The organism is Serratia sp. BNK-17 (assembly GCF_048684935.1).
GTDB classification, from domain to species: Bacteria; Pseudomonadota; Gammaproteobacteria; order Enterobacterales; family Enterobacteriaceae; genus Serratia; species Serratia nematodiphila.
Window position 1 is genome coordinate 4,711,618 of sequence record NZ_JBLQTR010000001.1, and the last position, 17,933, is coordinate 4,729,550.

Below are 17,933 nucleotides of genomic sequence, written 5' to 3' on the forward strand. Positions count from 1 at the left end.
GGGAGGTGATGCAGTGGGAAAGCCCCGTCGCCGGGGCTGAAGGCAAAAAATTATTTCTCGCGCTGCGCCTCAAACCAGACGTTGCACAGCGACAGGATCAGCGTGTTGGCATCTTTCACCAGCACGTTATCGCCGGGCACCCCATCGGTGCCCTGATCGGTGATGCCTTTGATGGCGGTATCCGCGTGCTGAATGGCCACGCGCTCGACCGACGGCGTGCTGATGCCCAGCATCGGGAAATCGATGTAGGAGCTGCTGCCGGCATTGTCCTCGACAAACTCCTGCGCTTCTACGGTGCTGACGGTGGCCCCTTCGCTTTTCAGCGCCGTGCCGTTCCAGCTGAACGCATCCGCTTTGTAGCTGATTTTGCCGCCGATCAGGCTCTGCGCCTGCTGCTGATCCCAGCAGCCGGTGGTTTGGGTCGGCACGATCTTGCTGACGCGCCAGTTGCCCAGCAGCTGTTTGGGGATCGGCCCGGTATCGCTCTCCGCCGCCCGAACCTGAGTCGCCGAGACGCAGGCCAACACCACCAGCGGCAGCAGCGCCTTGCTCCAAGTGTTCAATCGCATTGTCTATTCCTTCGTTTCAGTACCCAGTCTGCCCCTTGTGGGCCAACGGCTATCATAATAAGCCCGCCGATTCGCCGTCAAAACAATCCGCTCCGCATCGGGCCGCGGCCGCTCATAGCTAATCGCTATGAGTCATAGTGAATCAGTATTTTGTTTTAGCCCAGCGATTACCTACAGTCACTGCCACTATTCTGCCCGCCAAAATTAGCAGGCAATGTTGACAAGGACCCTGGGAAAATGACATTTACGCTGAAAAACCTCACCCTGGCGCTGGCCGCCGCTGGCACGCTGCTGCTGACCGCCTGCGGCCCAACCGCACAGGACGATCACCACATCAAGGTCGGCATCAGCGCCGGCATCGATCAGTCGCTGTGGGCGGTGGTGCAAAAGGTCGCCAAGCAGAAATATGATCTGGACGTGGAGGTGGTGACCTTCAACGACTACGTGCTGCCGAACGAAGCGCTGAACAACGGCGATCTGGACGTCAACGCCTTCCAGCACAAACCGTATCTGGACAAGCAGATGCAGGAGCGCGGCTACAAACTGGCGGCGGTGGGCAACACCTTCGTCTACCCAATCGCCGGCTATTCGAAGAAGATAACCGCGCTCAGCCAGCTGCCGGACGGCGCGCAGGTGGCGGTGCCGAACGATCCGACCAACCTGGGCCGCTCGCTGTTGCTGTTGCAAAAACAGGGGCTGATTACCCTGAAAGACGGCGTCGGCCTGCTGCCGACCGCGCTGGACATCGTCAGCAACCCGAAAAAGCTGAAGATCGTCGAGATTGAAGCACCGCAGCTGCCGCGCGCGCTGGACGACCAACAGGTGACGCTGGCGATCATCAACACCAACTATTCCAGCCAGATTGGCCTGTCGCCGGCCAAGGACGGGCTGTTTGTCGAAGACAAAAACTCGCCTTACGTCAACATTTTCGCCAGCCGCATCGACAACAAAGACAGCGAGAAAGTGAAGGATCTGGTCAAGGCCTATCAGACCGACGAAGTGGCGGCCAGCGCCGCCGAAATCTACAAGGGCGACGCCGTCAAAGGCTGGTAACGCTCTCCCGTATGCCCGTGGCGCCAGGCCACGGGCCATGCCAACCTCAGCCGCGCTGAATGGACACGCCGCCGTCCACCAGCATCGCGGTGCCGGTGACAAATGAGGAAGCGTCAGACGCCAAATACAGCGCCGCCTGCGCGATCTCCTCCGGCATCGCCAGCCGCTTCAGCGCGTGCAGGTCGGCCACCTGCGCCAAGGCTTCCGGGGTATTGCTCATCTGCCGCCCCATCGCCGTATCGGTGCCTCCCGGCAGCAGCGCGTTCACCCGAATGCCGCGCCCGCCAAACTCCACCGCCAGCGCCTGCGTCAGGCCGATCAGCCCCGATTTGCCGGCCGCATAGGCCGCCGTGCCGGGAAACGCCGCGGTGTGGCCGACGAACGTGGAGGTGAAGATCACCGAGCCCGCGCCGCGCGCCAGCATGGCGGGAATTTGATGCCTGGCGCCGTAATAGGCGCTGGACAGGTTAGTTTCCAGCACCTCGCGCCATTCTGACGCGCTGAGCGCCAGCGACGGCCCCAGCGGCCCCAACGTGCCGGCGTTGTTGAAGGCGATATCCAGGCCGCCGAATTCGTCGACCGCCGTCGCCGTCAGCCGTTCGGCGAAGGCTTCATCGCGCACGTCACCCGCCACCGCCAATGCCCGGCCGCCCTCGCGCCGAATGTCCTCCACCAGCTCGGCCAACAGCGGCGCACGCCGGGCGCCCAACACCAGCGCCGCCCCCTGCCGGGCGAACAGCAGCGCCGCCGCTTTGCCGATCCCTGAACTGGCGCCGCCGATCACCGCCACCTTGCCGTTTAATGCGTTCATCGCTCATCCTCACGCTGTTTAAAGATCCTCAGTGTGAGGCAAGGTTCGACGCCGCGCTGGCCGCAAGCGGACATGCAATTGGCGCAATAAAAAAGGCGCTGCAAGCAGCGCCCCGGCAACGCGGATCCGACGGCGAACTCACGGTTTGGCCGCGTATTTCTCCTGATTGGCCGGCGTCACCAGCTCGAACGGGATCCAGTAATACGGCTCAAGCTTTTCACCGTTGATCATGCGCTGCGCCACCTCGACCGAGGCCTTGCCCTGGCCGATCGCGTCCTGGAACACCGTGACCTGCATCTTGCCGGAGGCCAGCGCCTTGAGGCCGTCCGGCGTGGCGTCGATGCCGCCGATCAGCACTTTCTTGTCCGCCTTGCCCGCCTGCTGCAGCGCCATGATCGCGCCGATCGCCATCTCGTCGTTGTTGGCGGCGACGATGTCGATCGCTTCGCCGTTGGTCAGCCAGTTCATCATCAGATCCATGCCTTCACTGCGTGAATAGTTGGCGCTCTGCTTCTGCACCACCTTCATGTTCGGGTATTTGGCCACCACCTGCTCCACGTCTTTGGTGCGCTGCAGCGCGCCGGCGTCGGTCAGGTTGCCGATCATCACCGCCACGTTGCCCTGATAGTTGGCCAGCCGCGCCAATTCCTCCATTTGCAGCGTGCCGGACTCCCGCTCGTCGGAGCCGACGAACACCACGCCCTGAGGCAGTTTGGCGTCGCCCGGCGTGCGGTTCACGTACACCAGCGGCACGCCGGCGGCCTGCACCATTTTGGTCATTACCGGCGTGCTGGCCGAGTTGACCGGATCGACGATAATCGCGTCCACCCCGGCGCTGATAAAGCTTTGCACCTGGTCGGTCTGGCGGCCGACGTCGCCGCGCGCGTCCTCGAACTGCACGGTAATGCCGCGCGCCTTGGCCTCCTTGTCGATCGCCTGGCGGATAATGGTGAGGAAGTTCTGGTCGAAATAGGCCATCGATACGCCGATGGTTTGCGCCCATGCCGGGGTGGACGCACACAGCGCCACCGCCAGCCACAGCCCTTTCAGGTAATTCATGATGTGCCCCCCGGTAAAAAAACACCGCCGGCCAACCCTGGCGCCGGCGGCAATTCACGGCAATCAGTGTTTCTTGCGGTTGCGACGCATGTCGATCGACACGGCGGCGACGATAATCACGCCTTTGATGATGTCCTGAATGTAAGAATCAACGCCGATAAAGGTGAAGCCGCTTTTGATAAGGCCGAGGATCACCGCGCCGATCAGCGTGCCGGTGATGCGCCCGACGCCGCCCATCAGGCTGCTGCCGCCGATCACCGCCGCGGCGATGGCGTCCAGCTCGTACGACATCCCCATGCTCGACTGGCCGCTGCTGACGCGCGCCGCCAGCACCACACCCGCCAGTCCCGCCAACCCGCCGGCGATGGTGTAAACCGTCACCAGATATTTGTTGACGTTGATGCCGGACACCCGCGCCGAGGTCATGTTGCCGCCGATGGCGTAGATGTATTTGCCGTAGCGGGTGTGTTTGAGCGCGATATGGAAGATCACCGCAATCACCAGGAAGATGATCACCGGCATCGCGCCCTGGCCGATTGACGTGAAGCCGTCCGACAGGAAGCTGACCGGGTTACCCTTGGTGTAGTACTGCGCCAGACCGCGCGCCGATACCATCATCCCCAGCGTGGCGATGAACGGCGGAATGCCGGTGCGGGTGATCAGAAAGCCGTTGATAAAGCCGCAGACAATGCCCACCCCAATCCCCGCGCCGATCGGGATCGCCGCCGGCAGATCGAGCAGCCCCGGGTACATCGGCGAAATGCTGTCCGAGGTCTGCGCCAGGCTGGCCGCCACCACCGCAGTCAGCGCAATCAGCGAACCGGAGGAGAGATCGATGCCGGTGGTGATGATCACCTGGGTGACGCCCACCGCGATGATGCCGATGATCGCCACCTGCAGCACGATCAGCAGCAGGCGGTTCGGGTTAAGCAGGAACGACTGATCGCGCATGTACCAGCCGAGGATTTCGAAGACCAGCGCGATGCCGAGCATCACGATGAAGATGCCGGTATCCTTCGGCATTTTGCCGCTCAGCCCGGAGAACAGCGTTCCCTTGCTCGTTGAATCGGCGGAGAGCGGCTTCTCAATCTTTACGTTACTCATGATGTTCACCCTTCGTTATTCTGAGGCCAGCGCCAGGATCTTTTCCTGGTCCGCGTCGTCTTTGTCCAAAATGCCGGTGATGCGGCCGCCGTGCATCACCATCACCCGGTCGCTCATGCCGAGGATCTCCGGCAGCTCGGAGGAGACCAGAATGATGGCGACGCCGCGGTTGGCCAGCTCGCTGATCAGGCGGTAGATTTCCGCTTTGGCTCCCACGTCGATGCCGCGCGTCGGTTCGTCGAGGATCAGGATTTTCGGCTGCGCCAGCAGCCAGCGCGCAATCAGCACCTTCTGTTGGTTGCCGCCGCTGAGGTTATTGATGATCTGATCCATGGTCGGCGTTTTGATGTTGAGCTTTTTGATCTGATCCATGCAGTCTTTGGCCATCTGCACGTGGCTGACGAAACCGTTCTTGCCGATGTATTCCGACAGGTTGACGATGCTCATGTTCTCGACCACCGACAGCACCAAAAACAGGCCGGATTTTTTGCGGTCTTCGGTGAGGAACGCCAACCCGCTCTCGATCGCCTTCGCCGGGGAATCGACCTTCACCGCCTGGCCCTCGATAAAGATCTCGCCGCCTTCCGCCGGGTGCATGCCGAACAGGCTTTCCATCACTTCGCTGCGCCCGGCGCCCACCAGCCCGGCGACGCCGAGGATCTCGCCGCGTTTGACGCTGAACGACACGTCGTGGAACCAGCCGCTGCGGCGCAGCCCCGCCACCCGCAGCACTTCCTCGCCGATATTGTTGTTGAATTTGGGGAACATCTGCGTCAGTTCACGCCCCACCATCATGGTGATCAGCGACTGTTTGGTCAGATTTTCGGTCTTGTCGCAGGCGATGAAAGTGCCGTCGCGGAAAATGCTCACTTCGTCGGTGATGGCGAAGATCTCGTCCATCTTGTGGCTGATATAGATGATGCCTTTGCCCTGCTCGCGCAGTTCGCGGATGATGGCGAACAGGTGTACCACTTCACCTTCGGTCAGCGCCGAGGTCGGTTCGTCCATGATCAATACGTCGGCGTTGTAGGACACCGCCTTGGCGATCTCCACCATCTGCTGGTTGGCGATGCTCAGTTCGCCCACCAGCGTGTCCGGCTGCAGTTTGATGTTCAGCCGCGCCAGCAGCTCGCGGGTGTTCTCGTTCAACTGCTCGTGGTTGACGAACCCCAACCGCGCCGGCTCGCGCCCCAGCCAGATGTTTTCCGCTACCGTCATATAAGGCACCAGGTTCAGCTCCTGGTGGATCATGGAAATGCCCGAATGCAGCGCCTGCAGCGTGTCGCTGAAGGTGACCGGCCGGCCTTTGATTTTTATCGAGCCTTCATCCGGGTGGTAGATGCCGATCAGGCATTTCATCAGCGTCGATTTGCCTGCGCCGTTTTCCCCCATCAGCGCGTGCACGCTGCCGGGTTTGATTTTAATCGAGACCTTATCCAGCGCTTTGACGCCGGGGAACTGCTTGCTGATGCCTTCGGCCTCAAGAACATAAGGGTACATACCGCTTACCTCCGCACTGACCCACGTTTTCCGCCGCGCTCGCCCCACACCGGCGCCCGCGGCGGGCTTCAAGGCTTATTTCTTGTTTTTATCGGCGAATTGCTGGTAATTGGCCTGGGTGATCAGCTGGTAAGGGATCAGCACGTTGCTCTCCACTTTCTCGCCTTTCACCAGTTGAACGGCGGTCTGCACCGCACCCTCGCCCTGGCCTTTGGCGTCCTGGAACACGCTCAGCGCCAGATCGCCTTTTCTGATGAATTCCAGCGCATCGGGCGTGCCATCCACGCCGGCCACCCGCACGCCGGACTTTTTAGCCTGCTTGAGCGCCAGGATGGCGCCGATGGCCATTTCGTCGTTGTTGGAAGCGATAGCGTCGATCTGCTGGCCGGTCAGCACCCAGTCAGTGGTGATATCCACCGCATCTTTACGCGTCCACTTGGCGGTTTGCTTATCGACAATCTTGATACCGGGATAGTTGGCCGCCACCTCTTCCACGCCGCGGGTGCGGTCACGGGTCGATTCATTCGACAGTTCCCCCATCAGGATCATCACGTTGCCCTTGCCGTTCATCAGCTTGGCCAACGCTTCCATCTGCAGTTTGCCGGCCAGCTTGGAATCGGAGCCGACGTAGGCCATGCCGGCCGGGAGCGTCACTTCCGGCTTGCGGTTGACGAACACCAGCGGGATCTTGGCGTTCTCGGCCAGTTTGATCATCGGCTTGACGCCCTGGGTATCCACCGGGTTGAGGATGATGGCGTCGACGCCCTGGCTGACGAAGTTTTCGATTTGTTGAATTTGCTGCGCGATGTCGCCCTTGGCGTCTTCGAACTGGCCGCTGACGTTGCCGTCGGCCTTCATTTTGCTTTGCATCGACTGGCGCAGAATGGTGAGGAAGTTGTCATCGAAGTAAGCCATGGAAACGCCGATCTTGATGTCTTTCGCCAACACGCTGGCCGGCAGCATGCACATCAGTACCGAGGCGGCGATCAATTTCTTCAGCTTCATGTTCGTTACCCTTTAATCGTTAGAATGAAGAGGTCTGTTGGTTGACAGCTAATGAAAAATATTTTTTACATTCAAACAACAATACGGTCGGTGTTATCCCTTTGATACGGCGAAATTACCGCGTTATTGCCGTATTAAGGCCGTGAACAAAATGGTGATCGATATCTCAAAATAGATTAAAAACAATCAATTGAAATAAACCCCTGGTGGAGCAAGCCGCGTCTTCGCCGCTTTTTTAAATGTTTATTTCATAATTTAGACTATTGAAACTTTTTAACCCAAACAAGCGAAACATGCGTTTTGGAATGGCTTATTAACAAAAACATGACATGGATCTAACAAATGAAATGAAAGCCGCCCGCGAGCGTTCCCCTTTCGTGCGCCGGCAAAAACTGCGAGCGGGCGCGCAGTTTGCGGTTTCCGCGTTTCCCGACCATCCTTACTCGGCAATAATGGACATATCCCTATCTCAGGAGGACCTGACATGCAGCTCAGCAGTAAGGTGCGGATGAACCGCCTGTTCAACAACGGCAAGTGCCTGGATGTGGCGATCGATCACGGCATCGCCAACGAACCGGATTTTTTAATCGGGCTGGAAGATATCGAACGGGTGATGGGCAACCTGATCGCCGCGCGCCCCGACGCGATTCAGGTCAACTACGGGCAGGCGGATCTGCTGCAGCGCGCGCCGCAGCGCGAAAAACCGGCGCTGGTGATGCGCACCGACGTCGGCAACGCCTATAACGCCGCACGCCACCGCGAAATGTGGGCGGTGCTGCACAACCCGGAAGCGCCGATCCTGGCCGCGCTGCAAATGGACGCCGCCGCGGTGGTGGTCAACCTCTATATGATCCCGGATGAACCCGGCATTTTCCGCCAGTGCGTAGAAAACATCGGCCGCCTGCGCCACGCCTGCGATCGCTACGCCATGCCGCTGATGATCGAACCGCTGGTGATGGCCCCGGCCGGCCAGGGCGCCGCCTACGGATCGCTGGGTGACGTGGAGAAGATCGTGCCGCTGGTGCGACTGGCGCGCGAGCTGGGCGCCGACATCATCAAGGCCGATCCGACCGATCGGGTGGAAGATTTCCACCGCGTGGTGGAAGCGGCGCGCTGCCCGACGCTGGTGCGCGGCGGCGGCAAGGGAGAGCTGGGCCCGGTGCTGGAGAAATCCGCCGCGCTGATGGCCCAGGGCGCCTCCGGCATGGTCTATGGCCGCAACGTCTATCAACACAGTAATCCTTCGCAGGTGGTGCGCGCCCTGATGGCGATCATCCATCAGGGCGCCAGCGGCCAACAGGCGCTGGAGATCTACCACCAGCAGTAACCCGCTTTTGTAACTAAAATAACCCCTCCGCACCCCGGCAGCGTGCTATAACCTGCTGCCGGTAACTGCAGCTTGCCGCATTCCTCGCTAGAATACGCCGTGATATCGCCATTCGGAGAACCGCCATGCCAAAACAACGGGTGCCGCTCAAGCTGAGCACCTCCATCACGCTGATGGTGTCCGCCATCATCGCTTCGGTGCTACTGGTGGTGTTCGCGCTGTTTTTCGTGCAGATGAGCCGCGAGGGGCAAGATCAGCTGCAGCAAAAAGCCATCGCCGTCGCCAACACGCTGGCGCTCTCCAACACCGTGATCGACGGCCTGCAGCGGCGCGATCACAGCGGCGCCATTCAGCGCTTCGCCGAGCAGGTGCGCCATCAAAACGAGCTGCTGTTCGTGGTGGTGGTGGATATGCAGGGCATCCGCTATTCGCACCCTAAACCCTGGCTGATCGGCAAGCATTTTATCGGCGACGATCTGGCGCCCGCGCTGCAAGGCAACGTCAACAGCGCCATCAACCGCGGCACGCTGGCTCCGGCGCTGCGGGTGTTCGTGCCGGTGTATGACGATCAGAAAAAACAAATCGGCGTGGTGGCGCTCGGCATCGCGCTGGACACCGTGCAGCGGGTGGTGGCGGAAAGCCGATGGATCATCTATTGGACCATCGCCTTCGCCGCCCTGGTCGGCAGCCTGGGCACCTTTTTCCTGGTCTCTGCGCTCAAACGCATCATGCTGGGTTTCGAGCCTTACGAAATCTCCAACCTGTTCGAACAGCGCAACGCCATGCTGCAATCGATTAAAGAAGGCGTGATCGCGGTCGATAATGAATCCCGCATCACCATCGTCAATGACGAAGCCAAGCGCCTGCTGCGCCAGAGCGGGCCGGTGGAAAACCTGCTGCTGGAAGCCGCCAGCAAACATTGGCCGGCGCAGCTGCATCTGGCGGAGGTGCTGGCCAGCGGCGAACCGCTGCGCGATCGGCAGATCAGCTTCAACGGCAGCGAACTGCTGACCAATACCGTGCCGGTGATCGTCAACGGCCAGGTGACCGGCGCCATCGCCACCTTCCGCGACAAGACCGAGATCAGCCGCCTGCTGCAGCGGCTGAGCGGCATGGCGCACTACGCCGACGCCCTGCGGGTACAGTCGCACGAATTTATGAACAAGCTGCATGTGATACTCGGCATGCTGCATATGAAGGCCTATCAGCAGTTGGAAAACTACATCATCAACACCGCCAGCAACTACCAGGAAGAGATCGGCGCGCTGCTGCGCAAGATCCATTCGCCGGAGGTGGCGGGCTTCTTCATCGGCAAGATCAGCCGCGCCCACGAGGCCGGCATCGAACTGACCATCGAGGAAACCAGCCTGCTGCCGGAAACCGACGATGCGGAAACCACCCACGTGCTGATCAGCGTGCTCGGCAACCTGATCGAAAACGCCATCGACGCCATCGACGGCGTTGAGGGCCACGAGATCGGCCTGAGCTTCCATCATCACGACGATCAATTACACTGTATCGTCAGCGACGACGGCCCCGGCATAGATCCGGCGATCGGCGCGCGCATCTTCGAACACGGATTTTCCACCAAGGGAACGGGACGCGGCATCGGCCTGGCGCTGATCCGCAGCCATCTGGAGAAACTGGGCGGCAGCATCGATTTCGAATCCGAACCGGGCGAGCTGACCCAATTTTTCGTGCACCTTCCCTATCAGGCCAAGAGCAGAGCCCATGATTAACGTACTGATTGTCGACGACGACCCGATGGTGGCGGAGCTGAATAAATACTACCTGAGCCAGGTCGGCGGTTTTCACTGCCAGGCGACGGTCGCGACCCTGAGCCAGGCGCGCGCCCTGCTGGCCGACGCCAGCGTCAGCATCGATCTGGTGTTGCTGGATATTTACATGCAGCAGGAGAACGGGCTGGATCTGCTGCCCGGCCTGCGCGAACTCGGCGAGAAGACCGATGTGATCATCATCTCCTCCGCCAGCGACGTGAACACGGTGCAAAAAGCGCTGCACTACGGCGTGGTGGATTATCTGATCAAGCCGTTCCAGTTCAGCCGCTTCAAGGAGGCGCTGAGCCACTACCGGCAACAGTCACAGCTCTTGGCGCAACGCGAGTTTTCGCAGGCCGACGTCGACAGCCTGTTGCGCCGCCAGCCCGGCGGCCAGGAGAGCAAAAAGCTGCCGAAGGGCCTGACCAGCATCACCCTGAGCACGGTGTGCGAGTGGATCGAGCAACAGCACGACAGCGAATTCTCTACCGACAATCTGGCCAACGCCATTGGCATTTCGCGGGTGTCCTGCCGCAAGTACCTCATCTATCTGGCGGAGAGCGGCATCCTCGGCACCCGTATTCTGTACGGCGCCACCGGCCGGCCGGTCTATCTGTATCAGCTGAAACCGGACGCGATCGCCATGCTGAAAGAGCATTGCCGCCCGGCCTAAACGACGTCGGGCGCAGAAAGCGCCCGGACGTTAAAGGTTAGAAGTTGTGCATGTAACACTTAGCCTCGGGATGAGGATCTTTCGAGTGTCTGCGCAGGCAGCGCTGCTTTTTCTGCTGCTGTTCCAGGTTCCGCTGCTGCCGCTCGGCGGTCTCTGCGGCTTCGCGCTGCTGTTCGCGTGCAATCGCCTGCTCGTTGGCCAGCGTCAGGTTATCGACATTCCACACCTTGTGGCGCAATGCGTCGCGCTTTTTCTGGTACTCCTCGGTGACCTTACTGTCCTTCGGCGCAGCCGCATGGTATTCCAGATCCACCCGCGCCTGCGCGAAGCTGGAACAACACAAGGCCACGCCGGCCAACACGATCCTTTTCATCAATGACTCCTTTTACATTACATCGCTAGACTCTGCGTACACGCCGGCTCAGCAACCGTTCGGCGATGCCGTCGGCTTTTCCTCTGAACGGGAGACGCGCTGCCCGCCGGTAACGGGCGCTTTGCCGGGCTCGATAGCGCACTCCGCCAACCGCGCCAGCTCTTCCGCATCGCGCTCTGTCGGCGGCGCTTCCTCGCTCATTTCCTGACGCAGATCCTGCGCCAGCGCTTTCAGGCGCTTTTGAAACAGCACCGGCGACACTCCTTCGCACGGCCTGTCGTAGCGCGCTGCGCCGGCGCTTTGGCTTAGCGGCGGCAACAGCAAGAGAAAGATCGCGGCCATGTTCTTCGTCATGGGCAACTCCTTTGATTACGCCGAAATAAACCGGCGGTTCCCTATAAGGAAAACGAATTGTCTGCTAACGCAATGAATGGTCAAGCCACGGCAGAATAACGCAGGAAAGGTAAACCCTCCGACAATATCGGCAGAATGCGCGCATTAATTTGGCTGAATATATTTAGCGGTTTAACGATCGAATATTTTCGACCCATCTAACGTGCCGCCAATACCGATATTACCTTCATGCAATACCGACGAGGCAGACTCACCCGCCATGATGCGTTGCCGCTGTTCCCGCGTGGCCGGCTGAGACTGAGACCAGTCCGGGGACGTCGACGTTGGCTGGATCGCGCTGCAGCCGCTCAACAAAAACAACGATACCGTGGCACAATAACGCCATGTCATAGCTTTCTCCTTAAAGGAAATAAAATACCCGCAGCCGGCGGCAAGGGTAAATAAAAAATGACTTTCTTTAGTTTAATAACCGCCGTTATTTCACCATCCGACTGCCGATGTTAACCACCCGGTTCCTCTGTTAACCCGAAATAAACATTTTCGCTTAGCCACCCGATAATTCGCAGGCAATAAAAAAGGCCGGGCTAACCCGACCTTGTTTGACCGCTCGACGCGCTTAGACCAGCTCGATCACATCGAAATTGGCTTCGCCGCTCAGATCGGCGTCGTAGTCAACGCCCTGCAGACCGAAGCCGAACAGGCGCAGGAATTCCGCCTTGTAGCCCTGGTAATCGGTCAGTTCGTTGATGTTGTTGTCGTTCAACTGCTGCCAGATTTCACGACAGGTTTCCTGCACTTCGTCGCGCAGTTCCCAGTCATCCAGACGCAGACGGTGCTTCTCGTCGGTGTCCGGCGCCACGCCGCTGTACAGCTTGGTGGCGAACAGACGCTGGATCTGCTCGATGCAGCCTTCGTGAATGCCCTGCTCCTTCATGATTTTGAACACGATGGAGATATACAACGGCATCACCGGAATGGCGGAGGAAGCCTGAGTCACTACCGACTTGAGCACCGCAACGTAAGCCGCGCCGCCTTTGGCCTGCAGCTTCTGGTTGATGGCGTGCGCCGCGCGATCCAGATCTTCTTTCGCCTTGCCCAGCGTACCGTGCCAGTAAATTGGCCAGGTCAGATCGGTACCGATGTAGGAGTAAGCGACCGACTGCGCGTTATCCGCCAGCACGCCCGCTTCGTCCAGCGCGTCCATCCACAGCTGCCAGTCCTGGCCGCCCATCACCTTCACGGTGTCGGCGATTTCTTGCTCGTTGGCCGGCTCGACCACGGCTTCAACCAGCACGTCTTTGTTGGTGTCCAGCGCGACGGATTTGTATGGCTCGCCGATCGGCTTCAGTGCGGAACGCACCACTTCGCCGGTTTCCGGCATCTTACGCACCGGCGAAGCCAGCGAGTAAACCACCAGGTCAACCTGACCCAGGTCTTTTTTGATCAGATCGATCACGGTCTGACGGCACTCGTTGGAGAATGCGTCGCCGTTGATGCTTTTCGCGTACAGGCCTTCTTCTTTAGCTGCCTTGTCGAAACCGGCGGAGTTGTACCAACCGGCGGAACCGGTTTTGCCTTCGCTGCCAGGCTTCTCGAAAAATACGCCGATGGTGGCCGCACCGCTGCCGAAAGCGGCATTGATGCGCGAGGCCAGACCGTAACCGGTGGATGCACCAATGACCAGCACCTTTTTAGGCCCGTTTTTCAGTTCGCCGCGTGACTTAACGTAGGCGATTTGCTCACGGACGTTGGCTTCACAGCCTGCCGGGTGAGCGGTGGTGCAGATAAAACCACGAATTTTAGGTTTGATAATCATAGTAATTTTTTCTTGGTAGCTAAAAACCGAAGGACAATATACCTGATTTTCTCGATATACTTAAGAAAGTGCGAAAACAAGCGCAGTGACCAGACCAGTTTAGTCGATGGTTCAGGGTTGCCCAACTCCGCACCGTGATGTCTTCACACGCCACGCCTCGCCCCCTCAACGCGTTCAAGCTTTCCCTCTTCAAATCAGCGAAAGTTGATCAAGCTTCTGGCGTTGCGTTATGGTGTGGCTGTTTTTCGGTCGAATATCAGGGAAGATAAAATCACCAGGAACAGTGATGGAACCGACTTTATATTATATTTTTTCTACTCTCGCTGCCGCGGCCTGTCTGGCCGTGAAATACGTCTTCAGACCGTCTCTGGGTTCCAAGGGTTATGTCGTTCTGGTTGCGATATGTTTTCTAATCCTTTGCTGGCAATTTACCCTTTTTGCCAACGGCAACGCGATGTTTATTGCTGGTTCTGAAACTTGGGCCAAAGCAAATTGGCCTCTACGGAACTGTGCGCTGGGGTTTGCTCTTGCACATGCCTTCGCCACTTTCGAAGCATCCAAAAGAAAGAAAAAAGACAAACTTTCCTGAGGAAATCATCACCAAATGAAACGCCATTTGGTGATGATGGGGTAGATCCATTATGCCTTGTGCTTTTCCAACTGCTCGATCAGCGTGTAACGCAGCGATGAGGCATCGGCCGGTACGTTCTCCACCGGGGTGACGCGCACTTTCAATCGATACTGATAGCCCGGTTCGAAGGTGAAGCCCTCGATGCCGGTATAGAACAACTCCCACGGCTGCTGCGCGGAGCGGCGCACCTGCATGCACTTCATCGGGCCGACGCCCACGCAGTCCACCAGCGCGCTGTTCACCAGCAACACTTCCGTTTGGCCGCCTTTCTCGTTTGCGGGCTGATTCATCGAGGTTCCCTCCTGGCTGCAGCCGGCCAGCGCGGCCAACGCAACAAATAACAACGCTTTAATTTTCAATGTACTGCACCAATAGTCATCCAGGGGCGCCATGCTAACAAATTAACCGACCCAAGAGAACAGATAGCGCTACGGTTCCACACGCCCTAAATATCATTCCTCTGTGCTCTATCAGTCTGGAAAATATCGCAAAATAAACCCCCTGTTCTTATCCGAACCGGTAATTACCCCCGCTATTTTTTCTGTTAAAAACAGCTGGCTTGCGCAAGCTTTACTGAATCTAACTGAATCGATAAAGAGGGAATTTTATGCAAGAGATCGATGCCAAACACTTTCACCTGATCGCCGGCGCCGGTAACTTTGGCGACAACCGCAGCAGCAATGGCCGCGTCAACAACAACGGCGGCAACAAGAACGGAGGCGGGTCATCCAATCAGGGATTCTACGGCAAGCACACCTCGCCGGATTGCGTTAACGGCGTGATCACCGGCTCTCTGGGAGGCCTTGGCGGCCTGGCGGTGGGCGCGCTCAACGGCGGCTGCTTCAAGGAGGGCAGCAAGGGCGGCGGCAACGTCGGCATGGGGAAAGGCGGCAACAAAAACAGCGGCAGCAGCTGCAATAACAATAGCAGTAAAGGCGGCAATACCTGTTCGCGCTAAGCGGTTTTAATTAATCAAAGCTCCGACAGAGCCTCCCCGTTCGGTCGGCGCTTTCCGTATTTTTGGTGATAACCATGTTTAAACTGTTTCGTACCTTATGCCTGCTGCTCGGCTTCTGGATCGCCACCCTGCTGCTCAGCGGCGCGGGGGTCTCCTTTACCCACGGCTACGCCGCGCCTAAAAATCTGTCGCATTTCGTCGTCTCGCTGGTGGTGGTTGGCGCCATCCTGCTGTGGACCCATAAATTGCTGCGGTTCTTTTTTGCCGAGAAATTTGAGAAGAAACCGCGTTAAGCCGTGTTCTCGTTGGGGGCGCCGCCCGCAACGATAAAACCGGCATCGCGAATCGCCGCCTTAACCTGCCTGGCGTCCATCACGGCCGTTTTCACATAGCCAAAAAAGGCCACCCGTGCGCCGGGCAAACGGATTGGCGTCGCCAGTTGGGCCATAAGCTCACGATTGCGCTGCGCCATCAGCTCGGCGCGCGCCTGCCAAAACGCGGCCGGTTCGGAGGGGGCTTCAGTGGCGGTTTCGAACCGAGACGCCAACTCGCTTAGCGCCTCCCACTCCGCCAACAGGGCGGCAACCACTTCAGGGTTAGCCACCAGCCCCCAGTCAGAGGGTAAGGCCCCCTCACGCCACGCATTGAGATAGCCGGGCAACATCATCTTTAATTGACTCAGTTGCTCGTTCACTGCGGGTTACCTTTTATAGCGCCTGATGCCGGGATATTTCCCATAATGACACTCTCGTTAAACCGTTGATTGAAGCAATGGCCGAAGCTTATCAACGCCATAAATGACGTAATGACTTTTGGTGCGGCTAAATTAGCGATAGGTGCGGGTGGTGTGTGGAGCCGGAGATCGGGCTGAGGTGTTACGACTGGAAAGAGAAACCAGAATTTTATTGGCGTCTTAAGTGGAATTTTCTTATAAATCAATCACACAAAAAAAGACCGAATACGATTCCTATATTCGGTCTAGGGAAATGGCTCTTGGGAGAGAGCCGTGCGCTAAAAGTTGGCATTTAATGCAGGGCTTGTTCAGCCGTGCACTTTAAGAGTAGCCTACCGCGCCAGTTTTGCCAGCCGCCCGGCGGCCGCGTGATAGTTTCGTGGCGAAATAACTATGCGGCAAATGCGCATCAATCTGCGCACGCTGGGCAAGGCGTTGGCAAACAAGCGGTTAGTCAGCGCACAGCTTCTCGGCGCGCTCGATAAACGGCGCCATGCTCATTTTTTTCCCCGGTTCGGCAGGGTCGTCCAGCAGGATCACCTCCAGCGGTTGCGCGCGCTGATGGCCCTTCTTCACCTGCTGCTCCGCCGCGTCGTTGAGCGGATATTGCATCAGAGTGCTGTTATTCAGCACAAACAGCGCGCCGCCGCTGCGGCACTGCAGCGTCACTTCCTCCTTGGTGAACGCCCACTGTTTGCCGTACTCCAGTTTGGTGATGTTAACCAGTTTGTCTGCCGCCAGCGCGCCGGTCGCGGTTGCCAGCAGCGTAATGCCAAGTAATACCGATTTCATGTGATGGCCTTAAGGTTGCTATTCGCGTCGATTTTCCCGCAGCTTGCCGGCCTGCGGCAAGCTGAAATGTCATACCGGCGCATAGGTTGCAAATAAACTGACCAGCAGCAGCACCGCCATCCCCAACCCGACTTCGAGCCAGCAGGCCAGCACCACACCGCGCTGCGCCAGCGCCGGTACGCGGCTCATCGCCGGCACGATGGCGTAGCGATTGGCCAGCGCCACCATCACCATCAGCGCCACCAGCGCGGTTTTGATCAGCAACAGGCGCTGATAAGGCGAGCCGAGGTTGAGCGGCCAACCACCGAGTATGATCAGGCTGTTGACGATGCCGGTGACGATCACCGCCGCCACCGCCAGGTGCCCCCAGCGCGAGAAACGGATCAGCGTGGTGATGGCATCGCTGCGCCACTGCGGCGGCTGCAGGTAACGCAGGCAAACCAGCAACGGCGCCAGGCTGCCGAACCAGTAGCCGGCGGCCAGCAGGTGCGCCGCATGGTTGGCGCGGTGCAGCGCGCCCAACGCGCCTTCATGCATCGCCGCGTGGCCGATAAACGCCAGGCTCATCAGCAGCAGCGCTGAGCACAGCGCCAACGCCTGCGCGCGCGGCCGTTCCGGCAGCAGCAGGCCCAGGATCGCCAGCAGCGACAGGCCCAGATGCCAGCGCCACACTTCGCCGAAGGTGGTGCCGAGCACCGCCCGCCAGACCTCCAGCCGCCAGGCGTCTTGCCAACCGTCGCCCATCTGCCCGGCCTGAATGGCCAGCAGCGCCACGGCGGAAAGCCCGGCAATCCAGGTGCCGGCAAGCAGTAGCGGACGCACATCGCGGGAGAGGATCGGGGAGAGGCGCTGCGGTGACAATAAGGCGGTGAACAGACTGATGCCGAACATCAGCATCACCGCCGCAAAGTGCACCAAGCGACACAGAACGAACAGGGTCGCCAGAGTCACGATCAGTTTACGGTGAAGCTGTACTGGCCTTTGGTTTTATGCCCGTCGACCGACACCACATGCCAGCTGACGTTGTATTTGCCCGCGCTCAGCTCGCCTTCAATCGGTACGTTGACCTGGGTGTTGTTGTTCGGATCGAGCTGCAGCTTGCCGGTTTTCACCACGGCGTTGTCCGGGCCGGTGATTTTCACGCCGCTGAAGTTTGGTTCGATGCCTTCGGAGAAGCTGAGGGTCAGCGCCTTCGGCGCCGGGCTGACGCTGGCGTCGGCCTTCGGCGTTTCCACTTTCAGGTGGGCGTGCGCCAGCGCTTGCTGCGAAGACAGGCCGACGAACAGAACGAAAACGGTGGAAAGCAGGCGACAGGAGGAACGAATTTTACCGATCACAGTGGTATCCCTTAACAATATAAAGAGGGTCATAAGGGTTAAGGCCACAGCCAAGGCGAT

At 59.0% G+C, this 17,933-nt stretch carries 22 protein-coding genes; 7 read left to right on the forward strand and 15 right to left on the reverse strand.

Annotation, left to right across the window (positions count from 1 at the left end; all coding sequences use genetic code 11):
* Positions 1-50: 50 nt before the first annotated feature.
* On the reverse strand, positions 51-569 hold the full coding sequence (locus ACMGF7_RS22505) for a hypothetical protein (RefSeq protein WP_015377547.1): 519 nt from the start codon (positions 567-569) through the stop codon (positions 51-53).
* 237 nt (positions 570-806) lie between these two features.
* Here ACMGF7_RS22505 and metQ point away from each other — a divergent pair, with 237 nt between their 5' ends.
* Positions 807-1,622 (forward strand): methionine ABC transporter substrate-binding lipoprotein MetQ, encoded by an 816-nt coding sequence (gene metQ, locus ACMGF7_RS22510; protein ID WP_015377546.1) that lies wholly within the window; start codon positions 807-809, stop codon positions 1,620-1,622.
* A gap of 46 nt (positions 1,623-1,668) precedes the next feature.
* Here the strand turns inward: metQ and ACMGF7_RS22515 are convergent, their stop codons facing one another.
* The 5 genes from ACMGF7_RS22515 to ACMGF7_RS22535 form a co-directional block, all read right to left on the reverse strand.
* Complete coding sequence (locus ACMGF7_RS22515; protein WP_004940984.1) at positions 1,669-2,433, reverse strand: SDR family oxidoreductase; 765 nt, start codon at positions 2,431-2,433, stop codon at positions 1,669-1,671.
* Between the two features lie 138 nt (positions 2,434-2,571).
* A complete protein-coding gene (locus ACMGF7_RS22520; RefSeq protein WP_004940980.1) occupies positions 2,572-3,492 on the reverse strand; it encodes a sugar ABC transporter substrate-binding protein in 921 nt (306 codons plus the stop codon).
* 63 nt (positions 3,493-3,555) lie between these two features.
* Positions 3,556-4,596 carry an ABC transporter permease gene (locus ACMGF7_RS22525; RefSeq protein ID WP_004940978.1) on the reverse strand — a complete coding sequence of 347 codons (1,041 nt, stop codon included), beginning with the start codon at positions 4,594-4,596 and terminating at the stop codon, positions 3,556-3,558.
* 15 nt (positions 4,597-4,611) lie between these two features.
* The gene (locus ACMGF7_RS22530) at positions 4,612-6,096 is read right to left on the reverse strand and encodes a sugar ABC transporter ATP-binding protein (protein ID WP_015377545.1); all 1,485 of its coding nucleotides are present in this window, start codon (positions 6,094-6,096) and stop codon (positions 4,612-4,614) included.
* Positions 6,097-6,171: 75 nt separating this feature from the next.
* Positions 6,172-7,101, reverse strand: coding sequence for a sugar ABC transporter substrate-binding protein (locus ACMGF7_RS22535; protein ID WP_015377544.1), 930 nt, complete (start codon positions 7,099-7,101; stop codon positions 6,172-6,174).
* A gap of 484 nt (positions 7,102-7,585) precedes the next feature.
* On the opposite strand from ACMGF7_RS22535, the gene ACMGF7_RS22540 reads away from it, so the two are divergent.
* From ACMGF7_RS22540 to dcuR, 3 genes are all read left to right on the forward strand, one after another.
* Positions 7,586-8,428: a class I fructose-bisphosphate aldolase gene (locus tag ACMGF7_RS22540; protein ID WP_015377543.1), complete on the forward strand. Its 843-nt coding sequence runs from the start codon at positions 7,586-7,588 to the stop codon at positions 8,426-8,428.
* A gap of 125 nt (positions 8,429-8,553) precedes the next feature.
* Positions 8,554-10,167: a sensor histidine kinase gene (locus ACMGF7_RS22545; RefSeq protein ID WP_016928129.1), complete on the forward strand. Its 1,614-nt coding sequence runs from the start codon at positions 8,554-8,556 to the stop codon at positions 10,165-10,167.
* Complete coding sequence (gene dcuR / locus ACMGF7_RS22550; RefSeq protein WP_004940959.1) at positions 10,160-10,879, forward strand: two-component system response regulator DcuR; 720 nt, start codon at positions 10,160-10,162, stop codon at positions 10,877-10,879. Before ACMGF7_RS22545 ends, dcuR begins: the two co-directional genes overlap by 8 nt.
* A gap of 37 nt (positions 10,880-10,916) precedes the next feature.
* Here dcuR and ACMGF7_RS22555 read toward each other — a convergent pair whose 3' ends face one another.
* The 4 genes from ACMGF7_RS22555 to fabV all read right to left on the reverse strand — a co-directional run bounded on the left by ACMGF7_RS22555 (position 10,917) and on the right by fabV (position 13,422).
* A complete protein-coding gene (locus ACMGF7_RS22555) occupies positions 10,917-11,252 on the reverse strand; it encodes a hypothetical protein (protein WP_004940957.1) in 336 nt (111 codons plus the stop codon).
* 48 nt (positions 11,253-11,300) lie between these two features.
* Positions 11,301-11,606 (reverse strand): hypothetical protein, encoded by a 306-nt coding sequence (locus ACMGF7_RS22560; protein WP_004940954.1) that lies wholly within the window; start codon positions 11,604-11,606, stop codon positions 11,301-11,303.
* Between the two features lie 171 nt (positions 11,607-11,777).
* The gene (locus tag ACMGF7_RS22565; RefSeq protein ID WP_197798786.1) at positions 11,778-11,996 is read right to left on the reverse strand and encodes a hypothetical protein; all 219 of its coding nucleotides are present in this window, start codon (positions 11,994-11,996) and stop codon (positions 11,778-11,780) included.
* 226 nt (positions 11,997-12,222) lie between these two features.
* On the reverse strand, positions 12,223-13,422 hold the full coding sequence (gene fabV / locus ACMGF7_RS22570; protein ID WP_049240250.1) for an enoyl-ACP reductase FabV: 1,200 nt from the start codon (positions 13,420-13,422) through the stop codon (positions 12,223-12,225).
* Between the two features lie 286 nt (positions 13,423-13,708).
* Between fabV and ACMGF7_RS22575 the strand changes: the two genes are divergently transcribed.
* Positions 13,709-14,011: a hypothetical protein gene (locus ACMGF7_RS22575; protein ID WP_164095000.1), complete on the forward strand. Its 303-nt coding sequence runs from the start codon at positions 13,709-13,711 to the stop codon at positions 14,009-14,011.
* 50 nt (positions 14,012-14,061) lie between these two features.
* Here ACMGF7_RS22575 and ACMGF7_RS22580 read toward each other — a convergent pair whose 3' ends face one another.
* Positions 14,062-14,412: a DUF4377 domain-containing protein gene (locus tag ACMGF7_RS22580; RefSeq protein WP_049300685.1), complete on the reverse strand. Its 351-nt coding sequence runs from the start codon at positions 14,410-14,412 to the stop codon at positions 14,062-14,064.
* A gap of 248 nt (positions 14,413-14,660) precedes the next feature.
* Here ACMGF7_RS22580 and ACMGF7_RS22585 point away from each other — a divergent pair, with 248 nt between their 5' ends.
* Both ACMGF7_RS22585 and ACMGF7_RS22590 read left to right on the forward strand, forming a co-directional pair.
* Complete coding sequence (locus ACMGF7_RS22585) at positions 14,661-15,011, forward strand: hypothetical protein (protein ID WP_004940946.1); 351 nt, start codon at positions 14,661-14,663, stop codon at positions 15,009-15,011.
* A 74-nt stretch (positions 15,012-15,085) separates the two neighbouring features.
* Positions 15,086-15,304, forward strand: a complete 219-nt coding sequence (locus ACMGF7_RS22590; RefSeq protein WP_004940942.1) for a hypothetical protein — start codon at positions 15,086-15,088, stop codon at positions 15,302-15,304.
* On the opposite strand, the gene ACMGF7_RS22595 is transcribed toward ACMGF7_RS22590, so the two are convergent.
* The 4 genes from ACMGF7_RS22595 to yobA all read right to left on the reverse strand — a co-directional run bounded on the left by ACMGF7_RS22595 (position 15,301) and on the right by yobA (position 17,873).
* Positions 15,301-15,705, reverse strand: coding sequence for a hypothetical protein (locus ACMGF7_RS22595; RefSeq protein WP_049240251.1), 405 nt, complete (start codon positions 15,703-15,705; stop codon positions 15,301-15,303). The two genes, ACMGF7_RS22590 and ACMGF7_RS22595, sit on opposite strands and share 4 nt — an antisense overlap.
* A 489-nt stretch (positions 15,706-16,194) precedes the next feature.
* Positions 16,195-16,536 (reverse strand): YebY family protein, encoded by a 342-nt coding sequence (locus tag ACMGF7_RS22600; RefSeq protein WP_004940890.1) that lies wholly within the window; start codon positions 16,534-16,536, stop codon positions 16,195-16,197.
* 69 nt (positions 16,537-16,605) lie between these two features.
* Positions 16,606-17,487, reverse strand: coding sequence for a copper homeostasis membrane protein CopD (copD, locus tag ACMGF7_RS22605; protein ID WP_049240252.1), 882 nt, complete (start codon positions 17,485-17,487; stop codon positions 16,606-16,608).
* Positions 17,488-17,489: 2 nt separating this feature from the next.
* Positions 17,490-17,873, reverse strand: a complete 384-nt coding sequence (gene yobA, locus ACMGF7_RS22610; protein ID WP_004940886.1) for a CopC domain-containing protein YobA — start codon at positions 17,871-17,873, stop codon at positions 17,490-17,492.
* Positions 17,874-17,933: the final 60 nt, after the last annotated feature.

What these genes read in the sequence shown, in the direction of transcription:
- ACMGF7_RS22505 (WP_015377547.1), bottom strand. Translation starts at nt 569, where the DNA reads ATGCGATTGAACACTTGGAGCAAGGCGCTGCTGCCGCTGGTGGTGTTG.
- metQ (WP_015377546.1), top strand. Translation starts at nt 807, where the DNA reads ATGACATTTACGCTGAAAAACCTCACCCTGGCGCTGGCCGCCGCTGGC.
- ACMGF7_RS22515 (WP_004940984.1), bottom strand. Translation starts at nt 2,433, where the DNA reads ATGAACGCATTAAACGGCAAGGTGGCGGTGATCGGCGGCGCCAGTTCA.
- ACMGF7_RS22520 (WP_004940980.1), bottom strand. Translation starts at nt 3,492, where the DNA reads ATGAATTACCTGAAAGGGCTGTGGCTGGCGGTGGCGCTGTGTGCGTCC.
- ACMGF7_RS22525 (WP_004940978.1), bottom strand. Translation starts at nt 4,596, where the DNA reads ATGAGTAACGTAAAGATTGAGAAGCCGCTCTCCGCCGATTCAACGAGC.
- ACMGF7_RS22530 (WP_015377545.1), bottom strand. Translation starts at nt 6,096, where the DNA reads ATGTACCCTTATGTTCTTGAGGCCGAAGGCATCAGCAAGCAGTTCCCC.
- ACMGF7_RS22535 (WP_015377544.1), bottom strand. Translation starts at nt 7,101, where the DNA reads ATGAAGCTGAAGAAATTGATCGCCGCCTCGGTACTGATGTGCATGCTG.
- ACMGF7_RS22540 (WP_015377543.1), top strand. Translation starts at nt 7,586, where the DNA reads ATGCAGCTCAGCAGTAAGGTGCGGATGAACCGCCTGTTCAACAACGGC.
- ACMGF7_RS22545 (WP_016928129.1), top strand. Translation starts at nt 8,554, where the DNA reads ATGCCAAAACAACGGGTGCCGCTCAAGCTGAGCACCTCCATCACGCTG.
- dcuR (WP_004940959.1), top strand. Translation starts at nt 10,160, where the DNA reads ATGATTAACGTACTGATTGTCGACGACGACCCGATGGTGGCGGAGCTG.
- ACMGF7_RS22555 (WP_004940957.1), bottom strand. Translation starts at nt 11,252, where the DNA reads ATGAAAAGGATCGTGTTGGCCGGCGTGGCCTTGTGTTGTTCCAGCTTC.
- ACMGF7_RS22560 (WP_004940954.1), bottom strand. Translation starts at nt 11,606, where the DNA reads ATGACGAAGAACATGGCCGCGATCTTTCTCTTGCTGTTGCCGCCGCTA.
- ACMGF7_RS22565 (WP_197798786.1), bottom strand. Translation starts at nt 11,996, where the DNA reads ATGACATGGCGTTATTGTGCCACGGTATCGTTGTTTTTGTTGAGCGGC.
- fabV (WP_049240250.1), bottom strand. Translation starts at nt 13,422, where the DNA reads ATGATTATCAAACCTAAAATTCGTGGTTTTATCTGCACCACCGCTCAC.
- ACMGF7_RS22575 (WP_164095000.1), top strand. Translation starts at nt 13,709, where the DNA reads ATGGAACCGACTTTATATTATATTTTTTCTACTCTCGCTGCCGCGGCC.
- ACMGF7_RS22585 (WP_004940946.1), top strand. Translation starts at nt 14,661, where the DNA reads ATGCAAGAGATCGATGCCAAACACTTTCACCTGATCGCCGGCGCCGGT.
- ACMGF7_RS22590 (WP_004940942.1), top strand. Translation starts at nt 15,086, where the DNA reads ATGTTTAAACTGTTTCGTACCTTATGCCTGCTGCTCGGCTTCTGGATC.
- ACMGF7_RS22600 (WP_004940890.1), bottom strand. Translation starts at nt 16,536, where the DNA reads ATGAAATCGGTATTACTTGGCATTACGCTGCTGGCAACCGCGACCGGC.